28 protein-coding genes and 1 other annotated feature are annotated in these 24117 nt (G+C 40.1%); of the genes, 3 read left to right on the top strand and 25 right to left on the bottom strand.

Annotated elements, in window-relative coordinates; translation table 11 throughout:
• Positions 1-16 precede the first annotated feature (16 nt).
• The 20 genes from recN to rplU form a co-directional block, all read right to left on the bottom strand.
• Positions 17-1696, bottom strand: a complete 1680-nt coding sequence (gene recN / locus IGL24_RS04345) for a DNA repair protein RecN (RefSeq protein ID WP_207700409.1) — start codon at positions 1694-1696, stop codon at positions 17-19.
• A 17-nt stretch (positions 1697-1713) separates the two neighbouring features.
• Entirely contained in the window at positions 1714-2163 is a 450-nt protein-coding gene (locus IGL24_RS04340; protein ID WP_206856668.1) for an arginine repressor, read from the bottom strand.
• Positions 2164-2264: 101 nt separating this feature from the next.
• Entirely contained in the window at positions 2265-3086 is an 822-nt protein-coding gene (locus tag IGL24_RS04335) for a TlyA family RNA methyltransferase (protein ID WP_207115097.1), read from the bottom strand.
• Between the two features lie 8 nt (positions 3087-3094).
• Entirely contained in the window at positions 3095-3982 is an 888-nt protein-coding gene (locus tag IGL24_RS04330; RefSeq protein ID WP_206856664.1) for a polyprenyl synthetase family protein, read from the bottom strand.
• Complete coding sequence (locus IGL24_RS04325) at positions 3982-4206, bottom strand: exodeoxyribonuclease VII small subunit (protein ID WP_206856663.1); 225 nt, start codon at positions 4204-4206, stop codon at positions 3982-3984. Before IGL24_RS04325 ends, IGL24_RS04330 begins: the two co-directional genes overlap by 1 nt.
• A 1-nt stretch (position 4207) precedes the next feature.
• Positions 4208-5548, bottom strand: a complete 1341-nt coding sequence (gene xseA, locus IGL24_RS04320; RefSeq protein WP_206856661.1) for an exodeoxyribonuclease VII large subunit — start codon at positions 5546-5548, stop codon at positions 4208-4210.
• Positions 5545-6399 carry a bifunctional methylenetetrahydrofolate dehydrogenase/methenyltetrahydrofolate cyclohydrolase gene (locus IGL24_RS04315; protein WP_207115100.1) on the bottom strand — a complete coding sequence of 285 codons (855 nt, stop codon included), beginning with the start codon at positions 6397-6399 and terminating at the stop codon, positions 5545-5547. Before IGL24_RS04315 ends, xseA begins: the two co-directional genes overlap by 4 nt.
• A gap of 94 nt (positions 6400-6493) precedes the next feature.
• Positions 6494-6943: a transcription antitermination factor NusB gene (nusB, locus tag IGL24_RS04310; protein ID WP_206856657.1), complete on the bottom strand. Its 450-nt coding sequence runs from the start codon at positions 6941-6943 to the stop codon at positions 6494-6496.
• Positions 6936-7361, bottom strand: a complete 426-nt coding sequence (locus IGL24_RS04305; protein WP_206856656.1) for an Asp23/Gls24 family envelope stress response protein — start codon at positions 7359-7361, stop codon at positions 6936-6938. Before IGL24_RS04305 ends, nusB begins: the two co-directional genes overlap by 8 nt.
• Before the next feature lie 214 nt (positions 7362-7575).
• A complete protein-coding gene (locus IGL24_RS04300; protein WP_206856655.1) occupies positions 7576-8640 on the bottom strand; it encodes a M24 family metallopeptidase in 1065 nt (354 codons plus the stop codon).
• Between the two features lie 151 nt (positions 8641-8791).
• Positions 8792-9037 (bottom strand): GlsB/YeaQ/YmgE family stress response membrane protein, encoded by a 246-nt coding sequence (locus IGL24_RS04295; protein ID WP_010736004.1) that lies wholly within the window; start codon positions 9035-9037, stop codon positions 8792-8794.
• A gap of 77 nt (positions 9038-9114) precedes the next feature.
• On the bottom strand, positions 9115-9489 hold the full coding sequence (locus IGL24_RS04290) for a DUF956 family protein (protein ID WP_206856654.1): 375 nt from the start codon (positions 9487-9489) through the stop codon (positions 9115-9117).
• Positions 9490-9781: 292 nt separating this feature from the next.
• Positions 9782-10696, bottom strand: a complete 915-nt coding sequence (locus IGL24_RS04285) for a PTS system mannose/fructose/sorbose family transporter subunit IID (RefSeq protein ID WP_206856653.1) — start codon at positions 10694-10696, stop codon at positions 9782-9784.
• A 16-nt stretch (positions 10697-10712) separates the two neighbouring features.
• Positions 10713-11519 (bottom strand): PTS mannose/fructose/sorbose transporter subunit IIC, encoded by an 807-nt coding sequence (locus IGL24_RS04280; RefSeq protein ID WP_206856651.1) that lies wholly within the window; start codon positions 11517-11519, stop codon positions 10713-10715.
• 32 nt (positions 11520-11551) lie between these two features.
• Complete coding sequence (locus IGL24_RS04275) at positions 11552-12523, bottom strand: mannose/fructose/sorbose PTS transporter subunit IIA (protein ID WP_206856648.1); 972 nt, start codon at positions 12521-12523, stop codon at positions 11552-11554.
• A gap of 102 nt (positions 12524-12625) precedes the next feature.
• The gene (locus IGL24_RS04270; RefSeq protein WP_206856647.1) at positions 12626-13117 is read right to left on the bottom strand and encodes a mannose/fructose/sorbose PTS transporter subunit IIB; all 492 of its coding nucleotides are present in this window, start codon (positions 13115-13117) and stop codon (positions 12626-12628) included.
• 163 nt (positions 13118-13280) lie between these two features.
• A complete protein-coding gene (locus tag IGL24_RS04265) occupies positions 13281-16139 on the bottom strand; it encodes a sigma 54-interacting transcriptional regulator (RefSeq protein WP_429968398.1) in 2859 nt (952 codons plus the stop codon).
• A gap of 389 nt (positions 16140-16528) precedes the next feature.
• The gene (gene rpmA / locus IGL24_RS04260) at positions 16529-16822 is read right to left on the bottom strand and encodes a 50S ribosomal protein L27 (protein ID WP_010736011.1); all 294 of its coding nucleotides are present in this window, start codon (positions 16820-16822) and stop codon (positions 16529-16531) included.
• 18 nt (positions 16823-16840) lie between these two features.
• Positions 16841-17179, bottom strand: coding sequence for a ribosomal-processing cysteine protease Prp (locus IGL24_RS04255; RefSeq protein ID WP_206856642.1), 339 nt, complete (start codon positions 17177-17179; stop codon positions 16841-16843).
• Positions 17180-17207: 28 nt separating this feature from the next.
• Positions 17208-17516 carry a 50S ribosomal protein L21 gene (rplU, locus tag IGL24_RS04250; protein WP_019723824.1) on the bottom strand — a complete coding sequence of 103 codons (309 nt, stop codon included), beginning with the start codon at positions 17514-17516 and terminating at the stop codon, positions 17208-17210.
• Positions 17517-17536: 20 nt separating this feature from the next.
• Positions 17537-17616, bottom strand: a sequence feature (ribosomal protein L21 leader region).
• A 127-nt stretch (positions 17617-17743) separates the two neighbouring features.
• On the opposite strand from rplU, the gene IGL24_RS04245 reads away from it, so the two are divergent.
• A complete protein-coding gene (locus IGL24_RS04245) occupies positions 17744-18388 on the top strand; it encodes a uracil-DNA glycosylase (protein WP_206856640.1) in 645 nt (214 codons plus the stop codon).
• Between the two features lie 69 nt (positions 18389-18457).
• On the opposite strand, the gene IGL24_RS04240 is transcribed toward IGL24_RS04245, so the two are convergent.
• The 4 genes from IGL24_RS04240 to IGL24_RS04225 all read right to left on the bottom strand — a co-directional run bounded on the left by IGL24_RS04240 (position 18458) and on the right by IGL24_RS04225 (position 21869).
• Positions 18458-18832: a MerR family transcriptional regulator gene (locus IGL24_RS04240; protein ID WP_206856638.1), complete on the bottom strand. Its 375-nt coding sequence runs from the start codon at positions 18830-18832 to the stop codon at positions 18458-18460.
• Between the two features lie 91 nt (positions 18833-18923).
• On the bottom strand, positions 18924-20558 hold the full coding sequence (locus IGL24_RS04235) for a SulP family inorganic anion transporter (RefSeq protein WP_207699413.1): 1635 nt from the start codon (positions 20556-20558) through the stop codon (positions 18924-18926).
• Positions 20559-20682: 124 nt separating this feature from the next.
• On the bottom strand, positions 20683-21042 hold the full coding sequence (locus tag IGL24_RS04230) for a DUF1304 domain-containing protein (RefSeq protein ID WP_206856635.1): 360 nt from the start codon (positions 21040-21042) through the stop codon (positions 20683-20685).
• A 221-nt stretch (positions 21043-21263) separates the two neighbouring features.
• Positions 21264-21869, bottom strand: coding sequence for a GNAT family N-acetyltransferase (locus tag IGL24_RS04225; protein WP_206856633.1), 606 nt, complete (start codon positions 21867-21869; stop codon positions 21264-21266).
• A gap of 145 nt (positions 21870-22014) precedes the next feature.
• Between IGL24_RS04225 and IGL24_RS04220 the strand changes: the two genes are divergently transcribed.
• Positions 22015-22551, top strand: a complete 537-nt coding sequence (locus IGL24_RS04220; RefSeq protein ID WP_206856631.1) for a TetR/AcrR family transcriptional regulator — start codon at positions 22015-22017, stop codon at positions 22549-22551.
• A 77-nt stretch (positions 22552-22628) separates the two neighbouring features.
• On the opposite strand, the gene IGL24_RS04215 is transcribed toward IGL24_RS04220, so the two are convergent.
• Positions 22629-22979 carry a hypothetical protein gene (locus tag IGL24_RS04215; protein WP_206856630.1) on the bottom strand — a complete coding sequence of 117 codons (351 nt, stop codon included), beginning with the start codon at positions 22977-22979 and terminating at the stop codon, positions 22629-22631.
• Positions 22980-23220: 241 nt separating this feature from the next.
• On the opposite strand from IGL24_RS04215, the gene IGL24_RS04210 reads away from it, so the two are divergent.
• The gene (locus IGL24_RS04210) at positions 23221-23910 is read left to right on the top strand and encodes a CPBP family glutamic-type intramembrane protease (protein ID WP_207699412.1); all 690 of its coding nucleotides are present in this window, start codon (positions 23221-23223) and stop codon (positions 23908-23910) included.
• The last annotated feature ends 207 nt before the right edge of the window (positions 23911-24117 follow it).

The raw sequence follows: 24117 nt of genomic DNA, 5'->3' as shown, positions 1-24117 counted from the left end.
TGCTTCTTGCATCGTTTTATTTTTTCGCTAAGCGCAGTAATTCTTTGGCATGTTCGATCGTTAATGGTGTGATCTCACTACCTGCCAACATTCGCGCAATTTCATTTTCTCTTTCAGCCGCAGCTAGTTCGGCAACGGATGTTCGTGTTCTTCCACCGACTACTTCTTTTACAATGTAGTATTGATAATCCGCTACAGCAGCTACTTGGGGTAGATGTGTGATGCAGAGTACTTGAGAATACTTAGAGATTTTCAATATCTTATCTGCAATGGCTTGTGCCACTCGGCCACTGACCCCAGTATCTACTTCGTCAAAAATGATACTAGTCACCCCATGCTCAGAAGAAAAAATGGTTTTCAATGCAAGTAATACTCGGGACAACTCACCGCCTGAAGCAACTTTGACCAGCGGTTTCAATGGTTCTCCTGGGTTCGTCGTGATATAAAATTCAAGGACATCAATCCCTTGCTCGTCTAATCGTCCATCTGCTCGGTTGGAAAAACGAACTTCAAATTCGGTATTTTCCATATACAGGCTCTTCAATTCACGTAAAATCGATTGCTCCAACTCACTTGCAATGGCTTTTCTTGCTTGATGAAGCTCATTCGCACACTGAAAAGCTCGTTCTTCTTTTTGAGTGAGTTCTTGCTTCATTTTATCAAGCTGACCTTCTGTAAAGTCGGAAGAATCTAGTTCCTCTGAAATTTCTTCGTAGTAGGCTAAGATTGCTTCAACTGAATCACCGTATTTACGTTTTAATTGTCGGATCGTTTCCATACGTTGCGTTACTTCTTCTAAACGATTTTCATCCAGTTCAAGTAAATCGATTTGTCTGCTCATATCCCCTACTGCATCTTGCAACAAATAGTAGGCACTCTGGATATTCTCAAAAATCGCTTCGTATTCTGGATCAAGATGCGCGATACTCTGTATTTCAGAAACAGCCATCCCGACACCATCAAGACTGCTTTGTTCCCCTTCACTTAATGCGCCGTAACCCGTAGCCAAGCCATCAACGATTTTTTGATAATTACTTAACTTATCGCGCTCTTCTTTTAGTTTTTCTTCTTCACCAACTACTAGTTGTGCAGCTGCGATTTCTTCTTGTTGAAAGTTCAACATATCGATGCGTTGCACATAGTTTTTTTCGTTTTGTTGGATCTTACGTACTTTTCTTTCTAGTTCACGATATGCTTCATAAGCTTCTTGATACGTTCTTTTCTTCTCTTGGAACGTCGCATCTCCAAAACGATCAAGTAAAACAAGATGCGATTCAGGTTGTAGTAATTCTTGGTGTTCATTTTGGCCTTGGATATCCACTAAGTAACCACCGACACGTCTTAGATTCGCCAATGTAACAATATGCCCGTTGACCCGACAGACATTTTTTCCTGTCAATGACATATCACGGCGAACAATCAGGTTTGAGCCATCCGACTCGATCCCCAATTCTTCCATCAATGATTCAAAACCCTTTTGCTTTGGCCATTCGAATAATCCTTCAAGAATACATTTATCCGCACCTTGACGGATATAATCACTTGATCCGCGACCCCCTGCTAATAAGCCTAAAGCATCAATGATAATTGACTTACCCGCACCGGTTTCTCCTGTTAAAGCAGTCATTCCTTCATGAAACGACAACCGCAACTCAGGAATAATCGCAAAATTGGTGATACTGATTTCTTGTAGCATTGCAATCACTCCTTAGATTAAAGGTAATGCAGAAAATCTTTCTTTAATTGAACAGCATCTTCTTCCAATCGTGTGATCATCAACACATTGTCATCATCATTGATGATTGAGAATAATTCTTTTTTGTAACGCTTATCGATCAGATTTGCAGCAGCTGAAGCATTACCCGGCAAGGTTTTCAAAATAACGAATTTCTCCATCTGGTCAACAGCTACAAATGCGTCTTTCAATAATTTTTCTAACTTTGTGTTCACATCTTCACTTGTTTCAGCAGGCAAACTATAACGATAGCCGCCATCTACAGCTGGAACTTTGATCAATTTCAGCTCTTTGATATCTCTTGAAATCGTCGCTTGCGTGACAGAGATTCCTCTATTTTTTAGTATTTCTACAAATTCTTCTTGTTTACGTATATCTTGTTCATTCAGTAATCGAGTAATCAAACGATGTCGATCTTTTTTTCTCATGCTCAATCCGCTCCTTCGCCAATCCTTCTTCTATCAATGATAGCTTATTTCAAGCGCTTAATAAAGAAGAACTCATAGTCTTTTTTTATCATTTTTCGAGACTATCGCTTATGCGTAAATTGTTCATGAGCCATTTCAACGATTTGAACTGGATCAACGTTCGCATAGATTGTTCCTTTATCTGATACTTTTTTCAAGTGCGCTAAAAATTCAATATTTCCTTCTCCACCAGTGATTGGAGAATAACTTAGATCCAATACATCAAAACCATGTTCTGTAGAAAAAGTCAAAATTTCTTCGATAACTTGTTGATGTGTTGCAGCATCACGGACGATGCCATTTTTGCCAACAGCTTCTCTGCCTGCTTCGAACTGTGGTTTGATCAATGCGATCACTTCACCTTCTGGTTTTAAAATCGCATGTAAAGGTGGTAACATCAGTTTCAAAGAGATGAATGAAACATCGATAACTGCCACTTCAGGAACACCTTGATCAAAATCTTCTGGTTTTGCATAACGAAAATTAACGCGTTCCATCACTACCACTTTGGGGTCTTGGCGGATTTTCCATGCTAACTGATTATAGCCCACATCTAACGCATAACTCATCTTTGCACCATTTTGCAGTGCTGCATCTGTAAAGCCTCCAGTAGATGCCCCAATATCAAGCAATACCTTATCCTTTACTGTCAGATCAAACTGCTTTAATGCCTTCTCTAATTTTAACCCACCACGAGATACATACGGCAATTTTTTTCCTTTGACTTTTAGTTCACTGCTCACAGGGATTTTCTCTCCTGGTTTGTCAAAACGTTCATTTTTTTCATTATAGATCAAACCAGCCATCACAGAACGTTTTGCTTGTTCCCTCGTTTCAAATAGCCCTTGTTTGACAGCTAATACATCTACTCGTTCTTTTTCCATCCTTTTCCTCACTTCTCATCGAATCGTTTGACCAATTGACGAAGGATGTCTCCATCAAATGAACAAACTTCTTGTTCTAACTGGGCAATGATCTCATTAGCGGAATGGATTTCTTGTTGCAAGGCAGCTCTTGTCTGCTCGATTCCTAATAAACGAGGGTACGTATTTTTATCCGCTCGCTCATCCTTGCCCGCTGTTTTTCCTAACGCTTCAGTCGTGCTAGTTACATCCAATAGATCATCGCGGATTTGAAATGCTAAACCGAGATGTGCGGCGATTTTTTGTAATTGAAGCAAGACTTCTTCTGGTTGTTCCGCTAAAATACCCCCAGCTAGCAAAGCATAGCGTATAAGACGTCCAGTCTTTCGCTCGTGGATCAGTGCTAATTCTTCTAGCGTCAACTCTTTCGTTTCACCTTCGATATCTGCCGCTTGACCTGCTACCATTCCTTGGGTTCCAGCGCTAACAGCTAATTGCTGCAATAACAATAATTTTGGTGAATTGGCTAAGTGAGTCATACTGATCAACTGAAAGGCACCTGTTAGTAAACCATCGCCTGCTAAAATCGCTAAAGCTTCTCCGTAAACTTTATGGTTCGTTGGCTTGCCTCTGCGCAGATCATCATTATCCATCGCAGGAAGATCATCATGGATCAATGAATACGTATGGATCATTTCTAATGCGGCTGCCACTTGGTAAACCGAAGTGTCGATCTTGGTACCAAATGAAGAGACAGTTGCTAGTAAAGCAAGTGGTCGGATTCTTTTTCCGCCCGCATGGATCGAATAGACCATACTTTCCTTCAGGCGCTCATCCGACGTATATTCCGTAATGAAAGAAACCATTTCTTCTTCTACCAAAGGCAGGTGGATCTCAGAAAAATCAGTTAGTTCCATCATGCTCCCTCTTTCTCGTCAAAAGTGATTTCTTCATTCGTTTCAGTCATCATTTTTGTTAATGTTTCTTCCGCTTTCGAAAGTGTATCTTGACATTGCTTACTCAATTCCATTCCTCTTTTGAACGCATCTAACGCTGATTCTAAAGGGACATCTCCTTGCTCTAATTGCATGACGATTTTTTCTAATTCTTGCAATGATTCTTCAAATGTTGGATTTGCCATCTTATTCTGTCTCCTTTTCGATCTGTTCCACTTTGCCTTTGACCCGTCCATCTGCATAATGAATGACTAATTCATCACCGACTTGGATCTCTTCGACACTTTTTGCTACTTGATCATTCAACGTCGTGTAGCTATATCCTCTACCCATGATTTTTAAAGGACTAAGTAAATCAAGTGATTGAACCGCTTGTTGAAATTTTTGTTGCTGTTGTTGCATATATTGTTGGATTTTTTCTGCTAATCGTTTTTCTAAGTAGCTTGTTTCTTGCTTGGCTGCTTTCACTCGATAAATTGGTGCGACTTGTTGCAACTGATGACTTAAATTCAACGTTTGTTTTTCTTTTGCATGATAAATTTGCTGCGTCGCTTGATACAGACGTTGCCGCAATTGATCTAATTTGATTGTTTGTCCTTCGTAAAGTCGTTCAGGTTGACGAAAAACATAAGATTGTCGCGCTCGAGCAAATCGTTCTTGCTTTCTTTGGATCTGACGTAAAAAACCTTGTTCTAAGCGTGCTTGTCGTTCTTTGATCCGCATCAACTCTTCAGATAGCACTGGTACAGCCAATTCAGCTGCCGCAGTCGGTGTCGCTGCGCGAACATCTGCAACTAAGTCGGCGATCGTCGTGTCTGTTTCGTGTCCGACAGAGGAAATACTTGGCGTTTTGGCTTGGTAAATGGCACGAGCCACTCGTTCCTCATTGAAAGGCCAAAGATCCTCAATCGAGCCGCCTCCGCGTCCGATGATCATCGTATCGAAATTCCCCAGCTCTTCTACACGTTGGATATTGCGAACGACATCATCTGCGGCCTGATTTCCTTGGACAACTGTTGGGAACAAAACAAGCTGCGCAATCGGATAACGACGTTTGACCGTCGTGATGATATCACGAATGACTGCTCCACTTGGACTTGTTAACACCGCGATCCTTTTGGGAAATCTCGGTAGTGCCTGTTTAGGTCCGGCAAATAGGCCTTCTTTCATCAATTTCTCTTTTCGTTCCTCTAACTCTTGGTAGAGCGCACCGACACCATCCGGCTCCATATGTTCTACGTAGATTTGATAAGAACCACTGGCTTCGTAAAGAGAGATACGACCGATCACTAATACTTTCATGCCCTCTTTTGGTTGGAAACGTAACTTTTGGAAAGCCCCCTTGAACATGATCGCAGAAATTTTTGCATGATCATCTTTTAAGCTGAAGTATTGATGCGCATTTGCTCGCATACGGAAATTTGAGATTTCACCAGTTAAATAAACTCTTTCCAAATATGGATCTGCTTCGAATTTTCGTTTTAAATATTTGGTTAACGTGGTGACCGTGAGATACTCTTGCGTCATAACTCGCCTCGCTCCGCTTCAGCTGATTGCACCGTTTGTGCCATCAGCATCGTGATCGTCATTGGTCCTACTCCTTTAGGAACAGGTGTGATGAAGCTTGTAAGAGGAGCGACTTCATCAAATTTGACATCACCAATCAATTTGCCTTCCTTATCGCGATTCATACCGACATCGATAACGACTGCACCAGGTTTGACAAAATCCTTCGTTACAAAGTGACCGCGACCAATAGCTACCACGAGGATATCTGCTTCTCGCGCTAATGCTGGAAGGTCCTTCGTTTTTGAATGAGCGATCGTGACTGTCGCATCCGCCATCAATAAAAGTTGTCCCATTGGTTTACCAACAATATTACTACGACCGATCACTACAGCACGTTTGCCTGTTAAATCAATATTATAAGCTTCAAACATTTTCATGATTCCATAAGGCGTACAAGGGATCTTATCCGGATTTCCTGCAAACAAGCGTCCTAGATTTAATGGATGGAAACCATCGACATCTTTTTTAGGATCGATAGCCAATAATACTTTTTCTTCATCAATATGCTCTGGCAATGGCAACTGTACCAGTATGCCATGGAAAAGAGGATCGCGGTTGTATTTCTCGATTTCACTCAACAGTTCATCTTCTGAGATTGTTTGACTATAGCGTTCTACTTTTGAATAAATGCCTAATTGATTGGCTACTCGCTCTTTATTGCGAACATAGACTTGGCTTGCTGGATTTTCGCCAACTAATAAAACAACTAATCCGGGATTGATTTGTCGTTCATTAAGCTCTTTTACTTTTAAAGCAAGTTCTGCTTGCATTTTTTCTGCTAATTCTTTTCCATTTATCAGTTCTGACATACGATCACTCCCAGATATTTTTGCTTTCATTCTACCATAGAAATCTCTTGTAACATAACCTGATTTCTTGACCATCATAGAAAAAAGCTAGGACTTACGCCCCAGCTTCTAATTCTTTCAACACATTCGATAACATACCATTCACGAACTTACGTGAGCGGTCGTCACTGAAGGTCTTCGCTAACTCGATTGCTTCATTCAATGCAACGGTTGCAGGTACGTCATCCACGTACATCATTTCGAAAATCGCGATTCTTAAAATAATCAAGTCCATTTTGGAGATACGGTTGATCCGCCAATTATTTTTTAAATGCTTTTCAATGATCGTGTCTAACGATTCTTTTTTTGCACAGACGCCACCTACTAGTGTGTCTAGATATACCGGAACAAATTCTGATTGCTCTTCATTGATCATCTCTTGGTGATCCAACTCGATCGCATTGAAAATCGCATCTTCTTTCGTCAGATCAGTATTGAAATCTAATGGGAACAATGCCTGTAATGCCATCTCGCGAATTTCGTGTCTTGATAACTCTTTATTCATTTTCTTCCTCTTCGTCCTCAAAAAGTTCATCGATTGCTGGTTGTTCCAATTTTTCTGGCACAACTGCTACGACATGGATATTGACTTCAGCTAGTGCAATGTCGGTCATGAAAAGTACTTCTTGGTTCACTCGATCTTGCATTTCCATCGCTACTTTTGGTACTGAAACGCCATATTCTAAATAACAATATAAGTCAACTTTCAAACCTTCTTCATCATTGACTAAATATACACCTTTACCATGCGCTGCGCGACCTAGCAATTCTGTGACATTGCTAGCAAAAGTTCCACGCATCCCGTAGACACCTTCGACTTTAGAAGCTGCAATACCGATAATGACTTCGATTACTTCTGGTGCAATCACGATTTCTCCTAAATCTTGATTAGCATGTAAGACTAAGTTTTTTTCGTCTGCCATTTTTATTTATTCCTCCTTTTGCCTACGTACATCCCTCACTTCAATAAGCTCCGTTCATGTACCTAGGAAAACTGTCGCCTGTAAATCAGTCATGCGTGAAAAACGCGCCGTTTACAATCGCTTGATTTCTCTTATAGTGTATCATTAAATGAGCCCATTTTCTATAACAAAGTCTGAGTTTTGACATTTACATTTATTGAAAAAGGCTAATCGATCATAAAATAATCAATTCTTTTGGTGAGTGAGTCAACACCCGATTTCCTTCAGCCGTGATCAACAGATCATCTTCGATCCGGACCCCGCCAATTCCTGGTAAGTAAATACCTGGTTCATCTGTGATGACATTACCAACAACAAACGGCTTCTCTGCACGAGAAGATACATTAGGCCCTTCGTGGATCTCTAACCCAATACCGTGGCCAGTCGAATGACCAAATGCTTCACCGTAACCATGTTTACTGATATAGTCTCTAGCCACTGCATCAAGCTGGATTCCTGTCACACCTGGTTTAGCAGCTTCTAACACTGCTAATTGAGCATCCAAGACGATTTGATAGATTTCTTTCAGCTTTTCTCCTGGATCACCGATCGCAAAAGTACGAGTCATATCAGAAACATAGCCTTCGTAGTAACAGCCAAAGTCGATCGTGATCAAATCCCCTTGTTCAATGATCTTTTTGCTAGCAACACCATGTGGCATTGCGGAACGAACGCCACTTGCCACGATCGTTTCAAAAGATACACCGGATGCACCTAGTGAGCGCATATAGAAATCTAATTGGTTCGCAACTTCGATCTCTGTCATGCCTGGTTGGATCATTTTTAGGATATGATCATACGCCATGTCAGCGATACTACATGCTTTTTCAATGATCACTAATTCATCGTCATCTTTTACTTCACGCAATTCTTCGATCATGTCAGAAACAGGGATCAATTCTGCATCAAGTAATTCTTCTAATACCGAATACTCTAAAAATGATACTGTACGTTCTTCAAACGCTAGATTTTTCAAACCTTCTTTGTGCGTCAAATCTGCTACTTCTTCAAAGATAGGGGCAACATTTTTGATGATCTCAAAGCCTTGTGCTTGTGCTGCTGCTTGTTCTGTATAACGAAAATCCGTAATAAAAAAAGCTTTATCTAATGTGATCACAGCTAAACCAGTCGTTCCGGTAAAGTTTGTCAAATAGCGGAGATTGTAAGGACTTGTCACTAAAAATGAATCTAGATTCGCTTCTCGCATTTTTTTGCGTAACTTTTCTACTCGTAACATCATGTGTAAATTCCTTCTTTCTTTGCACTCTTTTTATCATTATAGCAAACTTTCTTTTTTATAGGCATAAGAAAGATAAATTCCCTCAATAGAAACGAACAAAGCGTTCTGACTTGAACTTTCACTCAAGTCAAAACGCTTCATACTTTTATTTCTAAGATCTTTTGCCAAAGAAAAATGAAACAACTGCAACTAAGATCACTGCCCCTAAAATAGATGGAATAAGTGCCATACCAGCAGCGCTCGGTCCCCAGTTACCAAAAATCGCTTGACCGATCGTTGAACCAATCAAACCAGCAATAATATTTGTGATGCATCCCATCGAATTTCCTTTACTTGTGATTGCTCCAGCAATCGCTCCAATGATCGCACCAACAATCAATGTCCATAACCAACTCATCGTATAACCTCCCTCTTTACTTCTTAAGTTTATCATAAGAAATAAAAACCAAGCAAACGATGAGGGTTCGCTACAGATCATTTACGCTTAAAAATACCAATCACACCTCGTTTGACTACGTCGAACAAACTGAGAGAGCGCACCATGTGACTTGGGTCGACATATTTTCGAACTGCTCGTAAAACTTCCTTAGGGCGCTTCGCAGAAAATGAATACGTCCCATTTTTCTTTGTTCGAATCGCAAAACGGGGAATCCATTTCCCTTTGAACATCACTGAGGCAATTACTACATCGACCTCTTCCCAAGGGATCTGCACAAATTTACGTGCATCGCGATCGTTGTAAAATTCAAATCCTTTATCCCCGATCATGATTTTTCCATATTCTGCTACCCCTAGATAAGAGGTGGCATTCATCGTTAAGTCCACTTTTGTATTCAGCGATTGGACCATTTCAATCACTCCATTTCTAATCAATCTAAAGTTATATTAAGTAAAAGAAGGTAGGTCAGAAGCGGTTGACCTCACTTATACTCACAAGTTTTCGCTTCTATATCAAGGTCATCTTATCATAAATTATATGCCTTTTCGAGCATAGACACTACCTTCAACGAACAGTTTCTCCCATTCACTCCCTGATGTAACAGGACGATTGAAGAGACCAATCTCGATACGTTTCAAGAAAAAAGCTGCAACAAAAATCAATGATTGATTTCTGTCACAGCTTATCTTTTATTCCTTTAGATTACATTAAACCGATCAAGTGGAATACGATACCCACTACGAATAATCCAAGAATGATAACGATTGGTGAAACTTTTTTCTTCAATAACCACATACAGAACAATGTTAGTAACAATGCAGCTAATCCAGGGATCAAGCTGTCTAGGTTGTCTTGTAATGTTGTTACTTTGTATTCAGATAGAGAAAGTCCAGCTGCTTGTTGTTCCAAAGCACTCTTGATTCCTTCAGCACCTGCAGGTAAGCTGCTCCAGTCAATGAACGCGCCATCGTCAAGTTTAACTTCTGATACTACTGGTGCGAAACCAATAGATACCCAACGGTTAACTAATGAACCTAAGATGAACATCCCTAAGATTGAAGCACCTTTAGTGATATCTTGCAACAATCCACCAGATAAATCTTCTGTGATTTTAGAACCAGCTTTGTAGCCGAATTCTTGTGTGTACCACATAAATGCCATACGGATGATATTCCAAGCAACGAAATAAATGATTGGGCCTAAGATGTTACCAGCCATCGCTAGAGAAGCTGCTAAAGCACCAAGGATCGGTCTTACTGTAAACCAGAAGACTGGATCACCGATACCAGCTAAAGGACCCATCATACCAACCTTAACCCCTTGAATCGCAACATCATCAACAGGTGCGCCATTTGCACGTTCTTCTTCTAGTGCAAGAGTTACCCCGATGATTGGTGAAGCAACGTATGGATGTGTGTTGAAAAACTCTAAATGACGTGTCAACGCAGCCGCACGGTCTTCTTTTGTTTTATATAATTTCTTGATCGCTGGGATCATTGAGAATGCCCAACCACCATTTTGCATACGTTCGTAGTTCCAAGATCCTTGAAGGAAAGTCGAACGCAACCAAACAGAAATACGATCTTTTTTAGATAATTGAATTCTTTCTTCTGCCATTTCGTGAACGCCTCCTTTAATAGTTATCGATGATATCGCCTAGTGGGTCACCAGTATTTGAGCTTCCGCCGTTACCTGAACCACCTTGTTTAGAAAGTGCCAAGTAAATAAGAGCTAAAGCAATACCGATTGCGCCTAGACCGATAAGAGTGATTTCTGATACAGTTGCCAAAACAAAACCGATTGCAAAGAATGGCCATACTTCTTTTGTAGCCATCATGTTGATAACCATTGCGTAACCAACGGCAACGACCATTCCACCACCGATAGCTAATCCGTCTGTTAACCAAACTGGCATAGATTCAAGTAAGCTTCTTACTGGACCTTCACCGATTGCTAAGATCAAACCAGCAGGGATTGCAATACGAACACCTTGCATACAGATTGCAACAATGTGCCATAATTCAACTTTTCTAAAGTTACCTTCTTTTGCAGCAGCATCCATCAAATGAACAAACGCTGTCGCAATCGTACGACAAATGATTGTTAACAATAAACCAGCAACAGCTAGTGGCACAGCAATCGCGATCGCTGAAGAAACGCCGGCTGAACCTTGACCACCTAAAACTAAAATAATTGCAGATGCAACAGATGCTAAAGCAGCATCGGGAGCGACAGCGGCACCGATATTTGCCCAACCTAGCGCGATCATTTGTAATGTACCACCTAAGATAAGACAAGGAACTAGATTTCCAGTTACTAAGCCGATCAACGTACATGCAACAACTGGTTGATGGAATTGAAATTCATCAAGAATTCCTTCCATACCAGCTAAAAATGCGACGATGATGACTAAGATCACTTGAATAATATTTAAATCCATGATAGTAATCCTCCATTTTTTCTGATAATTAATTAAGCACGATTTTTCAATTCATCTTGCGCTTTTTTCAAAATTTCATCCATGTTTCCTTTAGAGTCATTCGGTACTTTACGTACATCGAATTTCACGCCAGATTCTTTCAATTTATTGAATGAGTCAATATCATCTTGACTGAAAGCAAGTACTTTATTTGGTTGTACTTTACCTGGAGAATGCGCCATTGAACCGACGTTCACTGTTTCTAGTGGTACGCCACCTTCAACTGCACGCACGACATCTTGAGGATTTTCAAACAATAGCAATGCGCGTTGTCCACCAAAATGTTGATCGTCTTTTGCAAGTTTGATCATTTGTTCAACTGGTACAACGTGAGCTTTTACCCCAGGAGGTGCAGCTTGTTGGATCAATTTTTTACGTAATTCATCTTTTGCTACAGCATCAGATACAACGATGATACGTGTTGGTTTTGTTGTTTTTGTCCAAGCAGTTGCTACTTGTCCGTGCAACAAACGTGAATCAATACGTGCTAATACATAAGTGAATTTACCAGGTGCTCCTGAAGTACTAGCTTCTTGTCCTGCAGCTTTAGTTTCTACTACTGGCTCTAATTCTTCTGGTTTGACTTTCACACCTTCTTTTGCTGTTTCAATGATATGAGCAGCAATTTCATGCGCTGATTCCATTGAAAAACGTGAAGCATATGCTTCGATCAGCATAGGCAAGTTCAAACCACTTACGATTGCCCACTTATCTTTGTGTTCTTCAAATAATGTGTTTGATTGATTGAACGGAGTTCCGCCCCATAAATCAACTAAGAATAAGACTTCGTCTTGGTTATCGAAGGAAGCGACTGCTTCTTCTAATTTGGCTCTCAAGTCATCTGGACCTTCACTCGGTTGTAAAACAACAGCTTTGACGTTTTCTTGTTCGCCAAAGATCATTGAACCCGACTGTAAGATTCCTTCAGCAAATTGCCCATGACTTGCAAGGATAATCCCTACCATATTTATACCTCCTACTTCTTTTTGTTGTAACAAAATCAAAAATAAAAAAATAAGTGCTTTCCTCTTACAACAGATACATTTGACCGTTACGCAACAACAATTTTATGCTTTTTTGGCTTTGGTCAGCAATTCCATCAAAAAGATTTTCCGATCTGCGGGTACTTTCCGAATCTCCAGTTCGACACCTTGTCCATCCAAAAAATGGAAGGCTTCAATATCTCGTTGATCGACGGACACAAAATTTGTGATCATGGTTTTCCCTTCAGAAAAACTCATTCCTCCGATATTTAGAGAATTCAGTCGGATACCACTTCGGACAATTTTTTCAACGTCTTTAGGATTCGTAAACAAAAGCATCACTTTCGTTCTCGCTAAGAGTCCGCTCTCAAAAATCTGGATCATCTTTTCGACTGTGATGACATTTGCCATGATCCCTGGAGGAGCAGCTTCTTTTAAAAGAAACTTTCGTAACTTATCTTTTGCTACTACGTCACTGATGACGATGATACGTTCAACGCCAGTCAATTTAGACCAGACAGTTGCAACTTGCCCATGGATCAAACGATCATCTATACGTGCTAATCGAATATCCATTCGTAAATCTCCTTCTTTTAAAATCACTACGCAAAACATCTTCCTACTCGTATAGGAAGAATCTCCGTTAAGCACACTTTATTAAAAGCAAGAACCGTGCCAACTTTAAAAAGATACACTGCTTTATTTAATGGTTTCTTATACAATACACAAAAAAGATACACTACAATAGTGTATCTTTTTTGTGTATATCCTCATTAGTGTATTCTTTTTTCTCTAAATGGTTGTTGATCATCTTCAACAGATAATACACTTCTTCCAACGGAAATTTCACTTTGATCTTTTCTTCTAAATCGTTTAACGGCTCAATTACTTTTACATACAACGGGTCATTTTCAATCAAATGATCCTCTTGTCTTTCGACAGAAAGCGGCTCATCTAAAATGACACGCTCGATCATTCCTGCTGTATGCAAGACCAAGTTGATCATAATTCCGTATTCTTTGACGTCGATACCTGCTGAATCCATTAAGCCATCTGCAAATCTCCAAAGAGGATCGATCAACTTTTCTCCATTGATAAATGTAAAATTCTCAGCGATAAATGACACACATGTCGTTTTAGCTGTCTCTTCATTCAACAACACATCTTCCGTTTCGTCTAATTCTGACTCCAATAATAGTTGATCTAAAATCACTTCAATATTTTGATCAATAAATCGCTCTAAAGGAATAAATGGTGCAGCAATGTGCGGATCAGTGATTCCTGTCGTTGCAATGATTTGATAGTTTTTTTGGATCTCTGGTAGTTTTGTTTTCAAATCAACGATCGACAATGCAATCACTTCTAATTGGGCTTCTTGCCTTTTGCTGACTGCTCGTTCGATCAAAGATTTGATCCGTTGTGCCGTTCCTTCGCCTGACGCACAGATCGCCACTACTGCTTTTCGTTGTTTATCCGTCACTTCTTTACTGACCTCTCCAGATGAAACCTCAGCATAACCTCGAAAATTCTTCAAGGATTCATAAAGTAGATCAAGGTCTGTTCCTAGTACAGAAACTTTACGCACCGTTTCTAAAACTAAAGAAGTCGTGACCATATCGACCGTTCGGACTGGAATACCAGTATCTTGTTGGATCTGTGTATTGAAGGACGCAAGTGACCCCATATCTACTAAAAGAATCGTTCCACTTCCTTCATCTACTTCTTGCACACTACGTTCGATCCGACTCAATGCCGTTTTCGGGTCCATATCTAGCGGCATATCCACTGCACGAACATTATCCGCATCAAGCAACTGTTGCACCACTTGGACCATACTGCTCGCCGTACTATTGCCATGTGCAGCTACAACGACACCGATCCGACCGCTTGCTTGATTCGCTCGTAACGAGACAAGTAAAACGGTCAAATAGTAATCTTCACTTTCTGGGATATCCACTTGGAAATACGCTTCGATATGTTGCCGTACTTCCTTGGCCAACGAATATTCCTCAGGGAAATCGATCGCCATTTCACGAATATTATCATTCGTATGACGCTCTTCCCCTAAATGGATTCGTTTTAGAAAAGAACTGATATGAAGACTCATCGCATAAATAAAGTTTTGTTGAAATTCATAAGGTAATGATTGCTTGACCATCATATAAATCTGATTCGTTACTTCAATGATTTTAGGATCGACAAACTCCGCTAACTTATTGTCAGCATTAAATGAAAATCCATGATCTTTGTAGAATGACTTTAAATGGATATTGATATCCGTTGAGATAAAATGATTGATGGCTTCTTGGTCCAATCCGTCTGACTTCAGCAATGCTGCTTTATCGCCAATAATATCGTATAAATTGTAAGGTAACTCATAAGAGTCCGCCTGTAACTGCATCACATCATCGTTCGGAAATACTGTGATTTTTGGGTCAAGAATCTTAGATAACTCTGCCATCTCTTTCCGATTACTTGCCAATTGGATCAACCCACTACGAATCCCTTCCGTCAAATCATCGATCGTGATCGATATTTCAGGTTTATTCATGTGATTCAAAAATCCACGCGCACAAACTAATTGGATATTCGACTTCAGCTGTCCGATATTCCCGTAAGTGACACTCCCTATTAGCGCTTTCACAACATCTTCTGTCAAAGAGATTTTTCTTTGTGTACGATTGGCTTCGTGAGCAATCATGATTTTGACTAAATCGATTTTTTCATTTGCTGGGCGTCGATCAAAAGCAGGCAACTTGATGTTGATAGGGATACGACGAACGAACGTTTCAAGTAGTGCCGAACCTGGATCTTCCGTCGTGGCACCGACGATCCGAACATTCGCTTCATGATATTTTGTTGTTTCACCCAATCGACTATACGTGCCATGGTCCATAAAGTAAAAAATCATTTCTTGTCCTTCAGGAGGCAGGCGATGGATCTCATCCAAGAAAAGCATTCCACCATCTGCTTGGTCAATGATCCCCATTTTCTCTTCTTCTGCACCTGTAAATGCACCTTTGACATAGCCAAAAAGATGACTCATCAGTAATTCAGGGTTATTCGCGTAATCGGCACAGTTGAAGACGATCAGTTCTGTATCATCTTCCACTACATGGTTCGTTTTAGCAAAATGAAACATCGCATGAGCAAAATAGGTTTTTCCTGATCCCGTTGGCCCAGTGATCAAACAGTTCAGTCCTCTTGGCGGATATAAAATCGCCGCCTTGGCTTGCTCCACTGAGTTTTTCATACTGCCATTTGCCCCGATGATCTTGGCAAAGATATCCTTCGTATCTACTTGAAGACTCGGCTTTTTCACACCAGTCATTTCTTCTTTATAACTTGGTACATATTTGGTTAATGGTTTTTCTGTGATTGGACTCTCTTGGTAGACATACCGAACCGGACGACCATCCATTTTCTTTAGCTTTCCTTCGCGTACTAGTTTGTTAAGATCTTTACTGCTATTGGTACGCTGGATACCCAAAACTTCAGCAATCTCTTGGGTCGTTACGCCTTGATCATTTTCTTCTATTGATAAATGAGCGGTCTTTTCTTTGACATACGTATAAATTCGGTCAATTCGTTTTGCCAATTTTTTCGCCCCTTTTCTCTTGTCCTTGAAACTTAATACTATTGATTTAATCACTATTCGTCAACTATTTATATCAAAAAGGAAGCAAGATACATTCAAAACGAAAAAGAACGTTTGTTATTTATTTTCCGAGCAAATAATGCACTTTTGAAATAGCAGGATCTTATAGATATCATTAACAACTGTCTGGATATTTTTATTTTTTCGCATTCTCTTTTCCATATATAGCTGAAGAACATTGCTAAACCACTAATGATAGATGCCCTTCATTCTATAGAGACAAAAAAACCACCTCTTGATGAGTCGAAAATGACCCCATGAGAATAGTCTGATTTAAATCATAAAAAAACCCTATCCCTTGCTACGCAAGGAATAGAGCCAACTGTTCATTAAGCTTCTTGAGCTACTGGATAAACAGACACTTGTTTTTTGTCGCGGCCTTTGCGTTCGAAACGAACAACACCGTCAACTTTAGCAAATAAAGTGTCATCTCCACCAATACCTACGTTCACACCTGGATAAATTTTTGTTCCGCGTTGGCGGTAAAGAATTGATCCACCTGTAACTGTTTGTCCGTCAGCACGTTTAGCACCTAGACGTTTTGATTCTGAGTCACGGCCGTTAGATGTAGAACCGCCACCTTTTTTGTGGGCGAATAATTGTAGATTCATTGTTAACAACATGGTCTGCACCTCCTATTTTCATTTGATTGTTTTTGTTTGGATATGTTCTGGGTTATCAGCTTCGATCGATTGTAAACCTAATAGGAGATTCTCCAATAAGATTTCAGCAATATTGTTTTGCTCTTGTGTCAATGGTGAAATTACTTCGACGTACAAATAGCCGCCTTCTTCTTCATTCATTTCAACAATCGGTTCGAAACCTGCTAATGAAGCAATCCCGTTGACCGTGCTGATCGCTAATGCAGAAACACCTGCACAGACGATATCACTTCCGTAAGGACCGGCATCAGCATGCCCAGTCAAAGTAAATGAAACGATTTGACCAGCGTCATTTCGTTTAAATGTCCCTTTGATCATTGTTTAGGCCTTCTTTCTCAAACGCAGATTAAGCGTTGATCGCGTCGATAACCACTTTTGTGTATGGTTGACGATGACCTTGTTTGCGGTGTGAGTGTTTTTTAGGTTTGTATTTGAAAGTTACGACTTTCTTTTGTTTGCCGTGTTTTTCAACTGTACCTTCAACTGTTGCACCAGAAACGGTTGGAGCGCCTACTTTCGTAGTTTCGCCACCTACTAAAATAACTTCGTCAAATACAACCTTTTCGCCTGCTTCAACGTCAAGTTTTTCGATGTAGATCGTTTGTCCAACTTCAACTTTAACTTGTTTACCACCTGTTTTAATAATTGCGTACATGCTTTAAAGCACCTCCTTATTTTCATACTTAGACTCGCCATCCAGAGTGACAGGGTGACCTGTACTTCATTTAACTCGTTCTGTGCGGTTGTAGCTGTGGAGACCACAATTACAACATTACTAGAATACCAAATCTGGCTTTATTCGTCAACTACTTTTTTATGTTGCCAATCATTCGTCAATTGATCGATTTCTTTTTATAATGGATAAGAACAGGAGTTGATGAGATGGATTATCCAAAACAATTGATTGACGAAGCCACTCGCCGTATCCAAGGGTATCACGTAGAAGGGTTTGTTGCAGGCCAAGGTCCTATGCAGCCTAAGTTGATGCTAGTCGGCGAAGCACCAGGAAAAACAGAAATTGAGAACCATATTCCATTTAGCGGTCAAGCTGGCAAAGAGTTGATGAATGCCCTGCAGTCAGTCGGTTTATCTCGAGAAGAAGTGTATATCACGAGTGCTGTTAGAAGTCGCCCCTACCGTATCGTCCAACGGATCAATGGACGGACTCAAAAATCAGAGATCGTCTATCCGAATCGAACGCCTAGTAAAGCAGAAGTGTTTGCCCACGCACCGATCTTGGATTATGAATTGCAACATGTTCGTCCCCAATTGATTGCCACATTAGGTAATATTGGGTTGCAGCGCTTGTTAGGAAAAGACTATACGATTTCAAAAAATCACGGGAAATTGTATACGGGCCCAGTCTTAGAGTTGAATCAACAACACGATGCTTACCAGTACTCCAACAAGCAATATAAGGTACTGCCACTCTTTCATCCAGCTGCTATTTTTTATAATCGAACATTGACAGACACTATTTTAGCGGATTGGCAAACACTCGGAGAACTACTTCACCAAAAAATATAAAGACAGCAAAGAACCAAGCAATCCCTTATTTTAGGCGCAATTGCTTGGTTCTTTGTTTCGTCTACCCGATCAGGCAAAGATTTTATCGCCTTTTACCAAGTCTTCGTTGTAATGGGCGATTTTCTTTTGAAGACGATCGTAGCAAGCTTGCATCTCTGCCATCTTTCTTTCCAATTGGGCGCTTTCTTCCATCAGCAAGTCTCTACGAGCAAGGATCGTTTCTTCACCTGCACCATATAAACGGATATACTCGGTCAAGGACTCGATCGACAAACCCGCGCTTCGCATACATAGTGTGAAGTCGACCCAGCGTAAATCTTCTTCGGTATAATCACGGATGCCCCCGGTTGTTCGATTTACCGGTGGAATCAGTCCGATTCGCTCATAGTAACGCAATGTATCCGCAGAGATGCCTTTTTCTTCACTGACTTGTTTGATATTCATTTTATTTCTCCGCCTCCCAGAAATCTGTTACTTTATTTTACCTTACCCCTTGTAACAGTCACAAATCTTTTTTGTCTCGCACATCATCCGACTACGCTTCACCGTCGATCACATATTTTTTGTGCAAGGAGGATAATGCATGGGCTACAGTGCGATGCTGTTCCGTCTTTTGTTTTTCCCAGAGATGTTCCAATTGCTTTTCAACTTCTGGCTGTAACGAAGTGTAAATGATCGTCTGCCCTTGTAAAGCAGCTTTTTCTTGAAATTCTTCAAATAAGCTTTGAGCCGTCAAATCAATACTCGGTACCCCACGCATCGAAAAAATGATTCCTTCTTTTTCTTGTAATTGTGCTAAGGTTGCCTTCAAGCGTTCAGCAGACATGAAGAACAAAGGTCCACTGATATAAACCACCGCCCAATTATCTAACTGTCTTGTTTCTGGTAAGTTCACTCGTTGCCAATCGACTTCTTCAATCGAAATCGTGATGGCTGCGCTCTTAGCAACAAAAAATACACATCCGCTGATGATTCCGATAACGATTGCTATACTTAGATCAAAGATCACTGTACACCCCATCGTCAAGAAAAATAAGAGGATCGCTGACCAGTATTTTTTAGCAAATAGTTCTTTGATCGTTTCCCATTCGTTCATACGCCAAGCAGTAACGATCAACACACCTGCTAGTGCTGGCATTGGGATATTCGACATGATCGGAGCAAAAATCAGCATAGATAGAAACAAGACGATGGCGTGGATCATCCCAGCTAATCTTGTTTGCGCACCTGATTTGATCGCTACACTTGTTCGAGCGATTGCTGCTGTCGCCGGAATCCCACCAAAAAATGGCAACAGTAGATTGCCAATCCCCTGTGCAATCAATTCTTGGTTGCTATCTAATTGACGATTCGCCATACGTCCTGCCGAAGCACCACACAACAAACTTTCGATCATCCCTAATAACGCAATACTGATTGCAGGGACAAGTACTGTTTGGAACGCTGAGAGGCTAAAATCACCAAGGGACAACCGATTGTTACTGATCAATGTTTGAGGAATGTCTCCTACCGTTGCGATTGGCCAATCAACAAGCATCATCAAAGCAGTTGTAATGACGATCGCTAGTAATGAACTTGGTATTTTTTGTCCCCATTTTTTAGGATAGAACACCATCCCGATGATCACCAAACTCCCCATTAGAAGCGTTGGAAAAGAGATAGCAAAGCCTAAATCTTGATAGCTAGTCAACTTCTCCATGACATTCGCACCTTTAGACGAGACTCCGAATAAATTATCCACCTGCCCCAATGCGATAATAATCGCGATCCCAGAAGTAAATCCGGTGATGACTTGCGCTGGAATAAACGAAGTCAACGTTCCAAGCCTAAAAATACCCGCAACTAGTAAAAAGCCGCCAGCTAAGAAAGTGGCTAACAAAACCCCTTGCATCCCTTGCTTAGCCGCAATAGACATCAAGATAGCCGCCATCGCACCAGTCGGACCAGAGATTTGATAGAACCCACCTGACAAACCACCAATGACTAGACCGGCAATGACAGCTGTAATCAACCCAGCGGCCGCATCAGCCCCACTTGAAACACCAAACGCCAATGCTAAAGGCAAAGCAACCGCAGCAACGGTGATTCCTGCCAATACATCTTTTTGGAATTTTGAAAGATCATAACCAGTAAATTCTTTTCTCAATAAACGCATATAATTCTTCAACAACACTACTACCCCATTTTCATAAAAAATTTATAAAATGCACGTTATAGGATAGCATATTCTAGCGACCAAAGTAAGGTTTTTCACAAACTTTCATGTTTTTTACATTGAATTCTCCGCATCATTCTTAAAAAAATAGCGTAATGAGTGCAATCAGCGCTAATCCACCTTGTTTGACAATGATCAAGCGATCACTCGTAAAACTGCCATAAGCCGCAACAAGTAAGATATAAATCAATAATAGCCCTGTGATTTCTTTCGGTGCATTGGAAAAATAAGCACCGTATATCAAAGCCACGCCAAGTAAACCGTTATAGATCCCTTGATTCTTAAATAAAGTCTGCACTGACTGCCGTTGTAATTCTTCTTTTGGCATATTGAATACTCGACTAGTTGTTGCAGAGACTGTCGCAAATGTTTCAATGTACATGATATAAAGAAACTCCAATGCAACAAGGGTAACTAAAATTTGAGATAAAAGTGTCATCTATTTTCTTCCTTTCTAAATCAGCGATCGATCCCATTTTTTTAGTTGGCTCGCTGTGATTCTCCGCCAACTAAAACGATCTCCATTTAGATTATAAAGGAACTCTTGTTTTTTTACTTTAACTTCTGCTCGTGACTCATGATTGGTAAAAGAAAAATAAACGCCGACTCATCAATGAGTCAACGTTAAGAGTAGCATATATATTAACGTCATTTATTCGATCATAAAGTTGTGCTCAGTAAGTAACAAGTCATTGGTTCTCCTTCACCTAGATCGATTGGTTGACGACCGAAAATCTGGAATCCTTTTTTCAAGTAAAATTGGTAATTACAATTAGAGTCTGTATAGAGATATACACGTTTATCTTTGTAACGTTTCTTGATTTCTTCTAACAAGCGTGAACCGATCCGCTTACCTTTCAAAGCCGGATCAACCGCAAAATAAGTGATTTCGCCCTCTGGATGATTCGATGCAAATTCATGATACATTTTTTGATTGGCTTGGTCATACGCTCCTATCGCACCTTGGTAACCAGTCAAGCCGATCATTTTTTCTACCATGTTGACAAACAACCGTCTCCCCCATGAAACAGGTACTTTCTTTTCTCCATCGAAGCGAGCAAATATAAAGCCAACAAATTTTCCATCCAAATAAGCACCCAGGGTGACTGTTGATTTCATCAACATTGCTGACAATGCGTACTGGCGATAGAGATAAAGCGCGATCGGATTTTCTGTATAACTCGAATAGTTCATCCCTTGCGCCGCAAATTTACTTGCTGTATCTAAGTCTTTTTTATCGATTGAACGAATCGTTAATTTTTCCATGTTCATCTTCTCCTTTAAAACAAAACTTTATTTCTTGATGTAACTTTATTATAATTACTCAGAAAGCCACTTCCTATAGGCAATTGTTCAACATCTGTCCAATAATGAACATTTAGGAAGATACTGTCTAAAAAAGGAGATACGCATGGACCGTCGAAGCGCCAAAACTAAACAAGCAATCAAACAAGCCTTTTTGGATTTAACGAAAGAAAAACCAATCAATAAAATCACGATCGCGGAGCTTTCACAACAAGCAGATATCGGGCGAGGAACGTTTTATACTCATTATGAAGATATTTATGATCTTCGTTCAAAAATCATTGAAGAATCGATCTGTATACTGACAGATATCTTCGATCAAACTTACCCAAAAAAAGAGCAATATGACTTTCGCAACTTTGTCCATGCTTTAGTCAATCATGTAGATGAGAACAAAGCTGTTTTCCACTTTTTCTTCAATGATTTCATGGATGATGAACTCTCCGCTCAGTTGACACACATCTTGATAAAAAGAGTCCTGGACGAAGAACAATTAGATGAAAAGGATATCAAAAACAAAGTAGAAGTTCTTTTCTCGATTTCAGGAATCACAAACGTCTTAGCTGAATGGAGCAGTGGTCACTTAAAAGTAGAAAAAGACGAACTGATCACTATTTTAGATGACATCATCACGCGATTCTGATCAAAAAAAGAAGAACACTATCACCTACGGTTGTATAGTCGTTCTTCTTTTCTTTATTGAACCCGTAAATACATACCTTACTGGATTTGCATTAAAAATTCTCTTTGTTCATCCCCTAAAGGAATGATTTTTTTTATGATTCGAAAGCGCCACTTCTTCCCTCCAGCAGAAAAACGCCAGACAACAGATAGTCCACCACCTAAAGCCACATCTTCCTTTTCAATCTCTGCTCGTTCATAGGTGAGATGATCAATGACTTTCGTTTGAAAAAAATTCAAAAATAAAATCGTCACATTCTTCTCATTGATCAATAAAATCACTTTACTACTAATACTATCCATACTCTGCGATTCCGCTAAACAACGGACCATTCCTTGTGACCTGTATGGACGTGTCAAACGATCCATCCATTTTTTTGTGATTAACATTCGTTTTTCCTTTGTCCTCTCTTAAAATATGCCCATTCGATTTTCGACTCAAGAAACGCTAGTCACTATCTGCTCAGACAGTTTCTTTTGATACTTTATTTTATCATAGATATCTGGTTTTCCTACACCAAGAAAAAAGCTCTCTCATCTAGCTCTAAAAAAAACAGCAAATGATTTCAATATCTTTTAGATCAATGATACAATCGCACTTTGTTGATTTTATTGTAGGAGGAGTTATTTAATGTTCACGATGTTTCAAGCTGTCACGTTCAATCCGTGGCGGTCGCTCTTAGCACTCATTCTTTTGATTTTGGCTGATTGGGGCATGATGACCGCTAATCCGGTCTTCTCAGGGGCTCTAGATTGGACCTTTTTACCTATCGGAGGTCTGCTTGCTTTGATCTCGCTGATTGGTTGGAAAAATACACAGTCCTTATTTGAAAAACTAAGAAAGAAAGATTGGAGCTGGATCATTTTTGTTATTATCAGTGGTTCTCTACTTTCAGATATTTTTATCTTGATCGGAAAACTGCTCAATCAAACAATGGCTGCGAATGCTGGTGGAGCCAACTGGTACGAAGGATTAAGTATTGGCGGAGGAATCCTATATCTATCTCAACTTAGTGTGAGCCTGATTGGTGAAGAACTTTATATTGCAGCGATCTTCGTCCTAACTTTTCTATTACTTTCCAGATTTATGCCTACTAAAGTTTCTATTTTGACCGCTAGTACGATTTCTCTACTCGTTTTCGGTCTCAGCCATTATGCAGTATATGGTGGCAATCTCTATCAATGTATTTTTGTTATCGGCTTAGCTCATGCACCTTCCCTCTACGCATGGCTAAAAACACAAAACTTATGGATCCCGATGCTCGCGCATATCTTATATGATTTGATTTTGTTTTTTATCATTTTATTGTTTGGTATTTAGCATGTTGATTTCTTAAAAATATGTACAGAAAGAGGGGATGACGGGTGGGGCAGCTCCAAAAAATAACCATGAAGAACCGAAAATTACTCGACGAATTTATGGGGGTTTCACACTTATTTCTGAAGGAGTGATTCTGGAACAACATTTTCGTGGTTTTAAGAATCGCTGCTCCATACTCTTATACTTTTCTCACCTTTTGGCACTCAT

The sequence above is a fragment of the Enterococcus sp. DIV2371 genome (assembly GCF_050498525.1).
Lineage (GTDB): Bacteria > Bacillota > Bacilli > Lactobacillales > Enterococcaceae > Enterococcus_B > Enterococcus_B mangumiae.
This window is presented reverse-complemented; position numbering and strand designations above follow the sequence as displayed.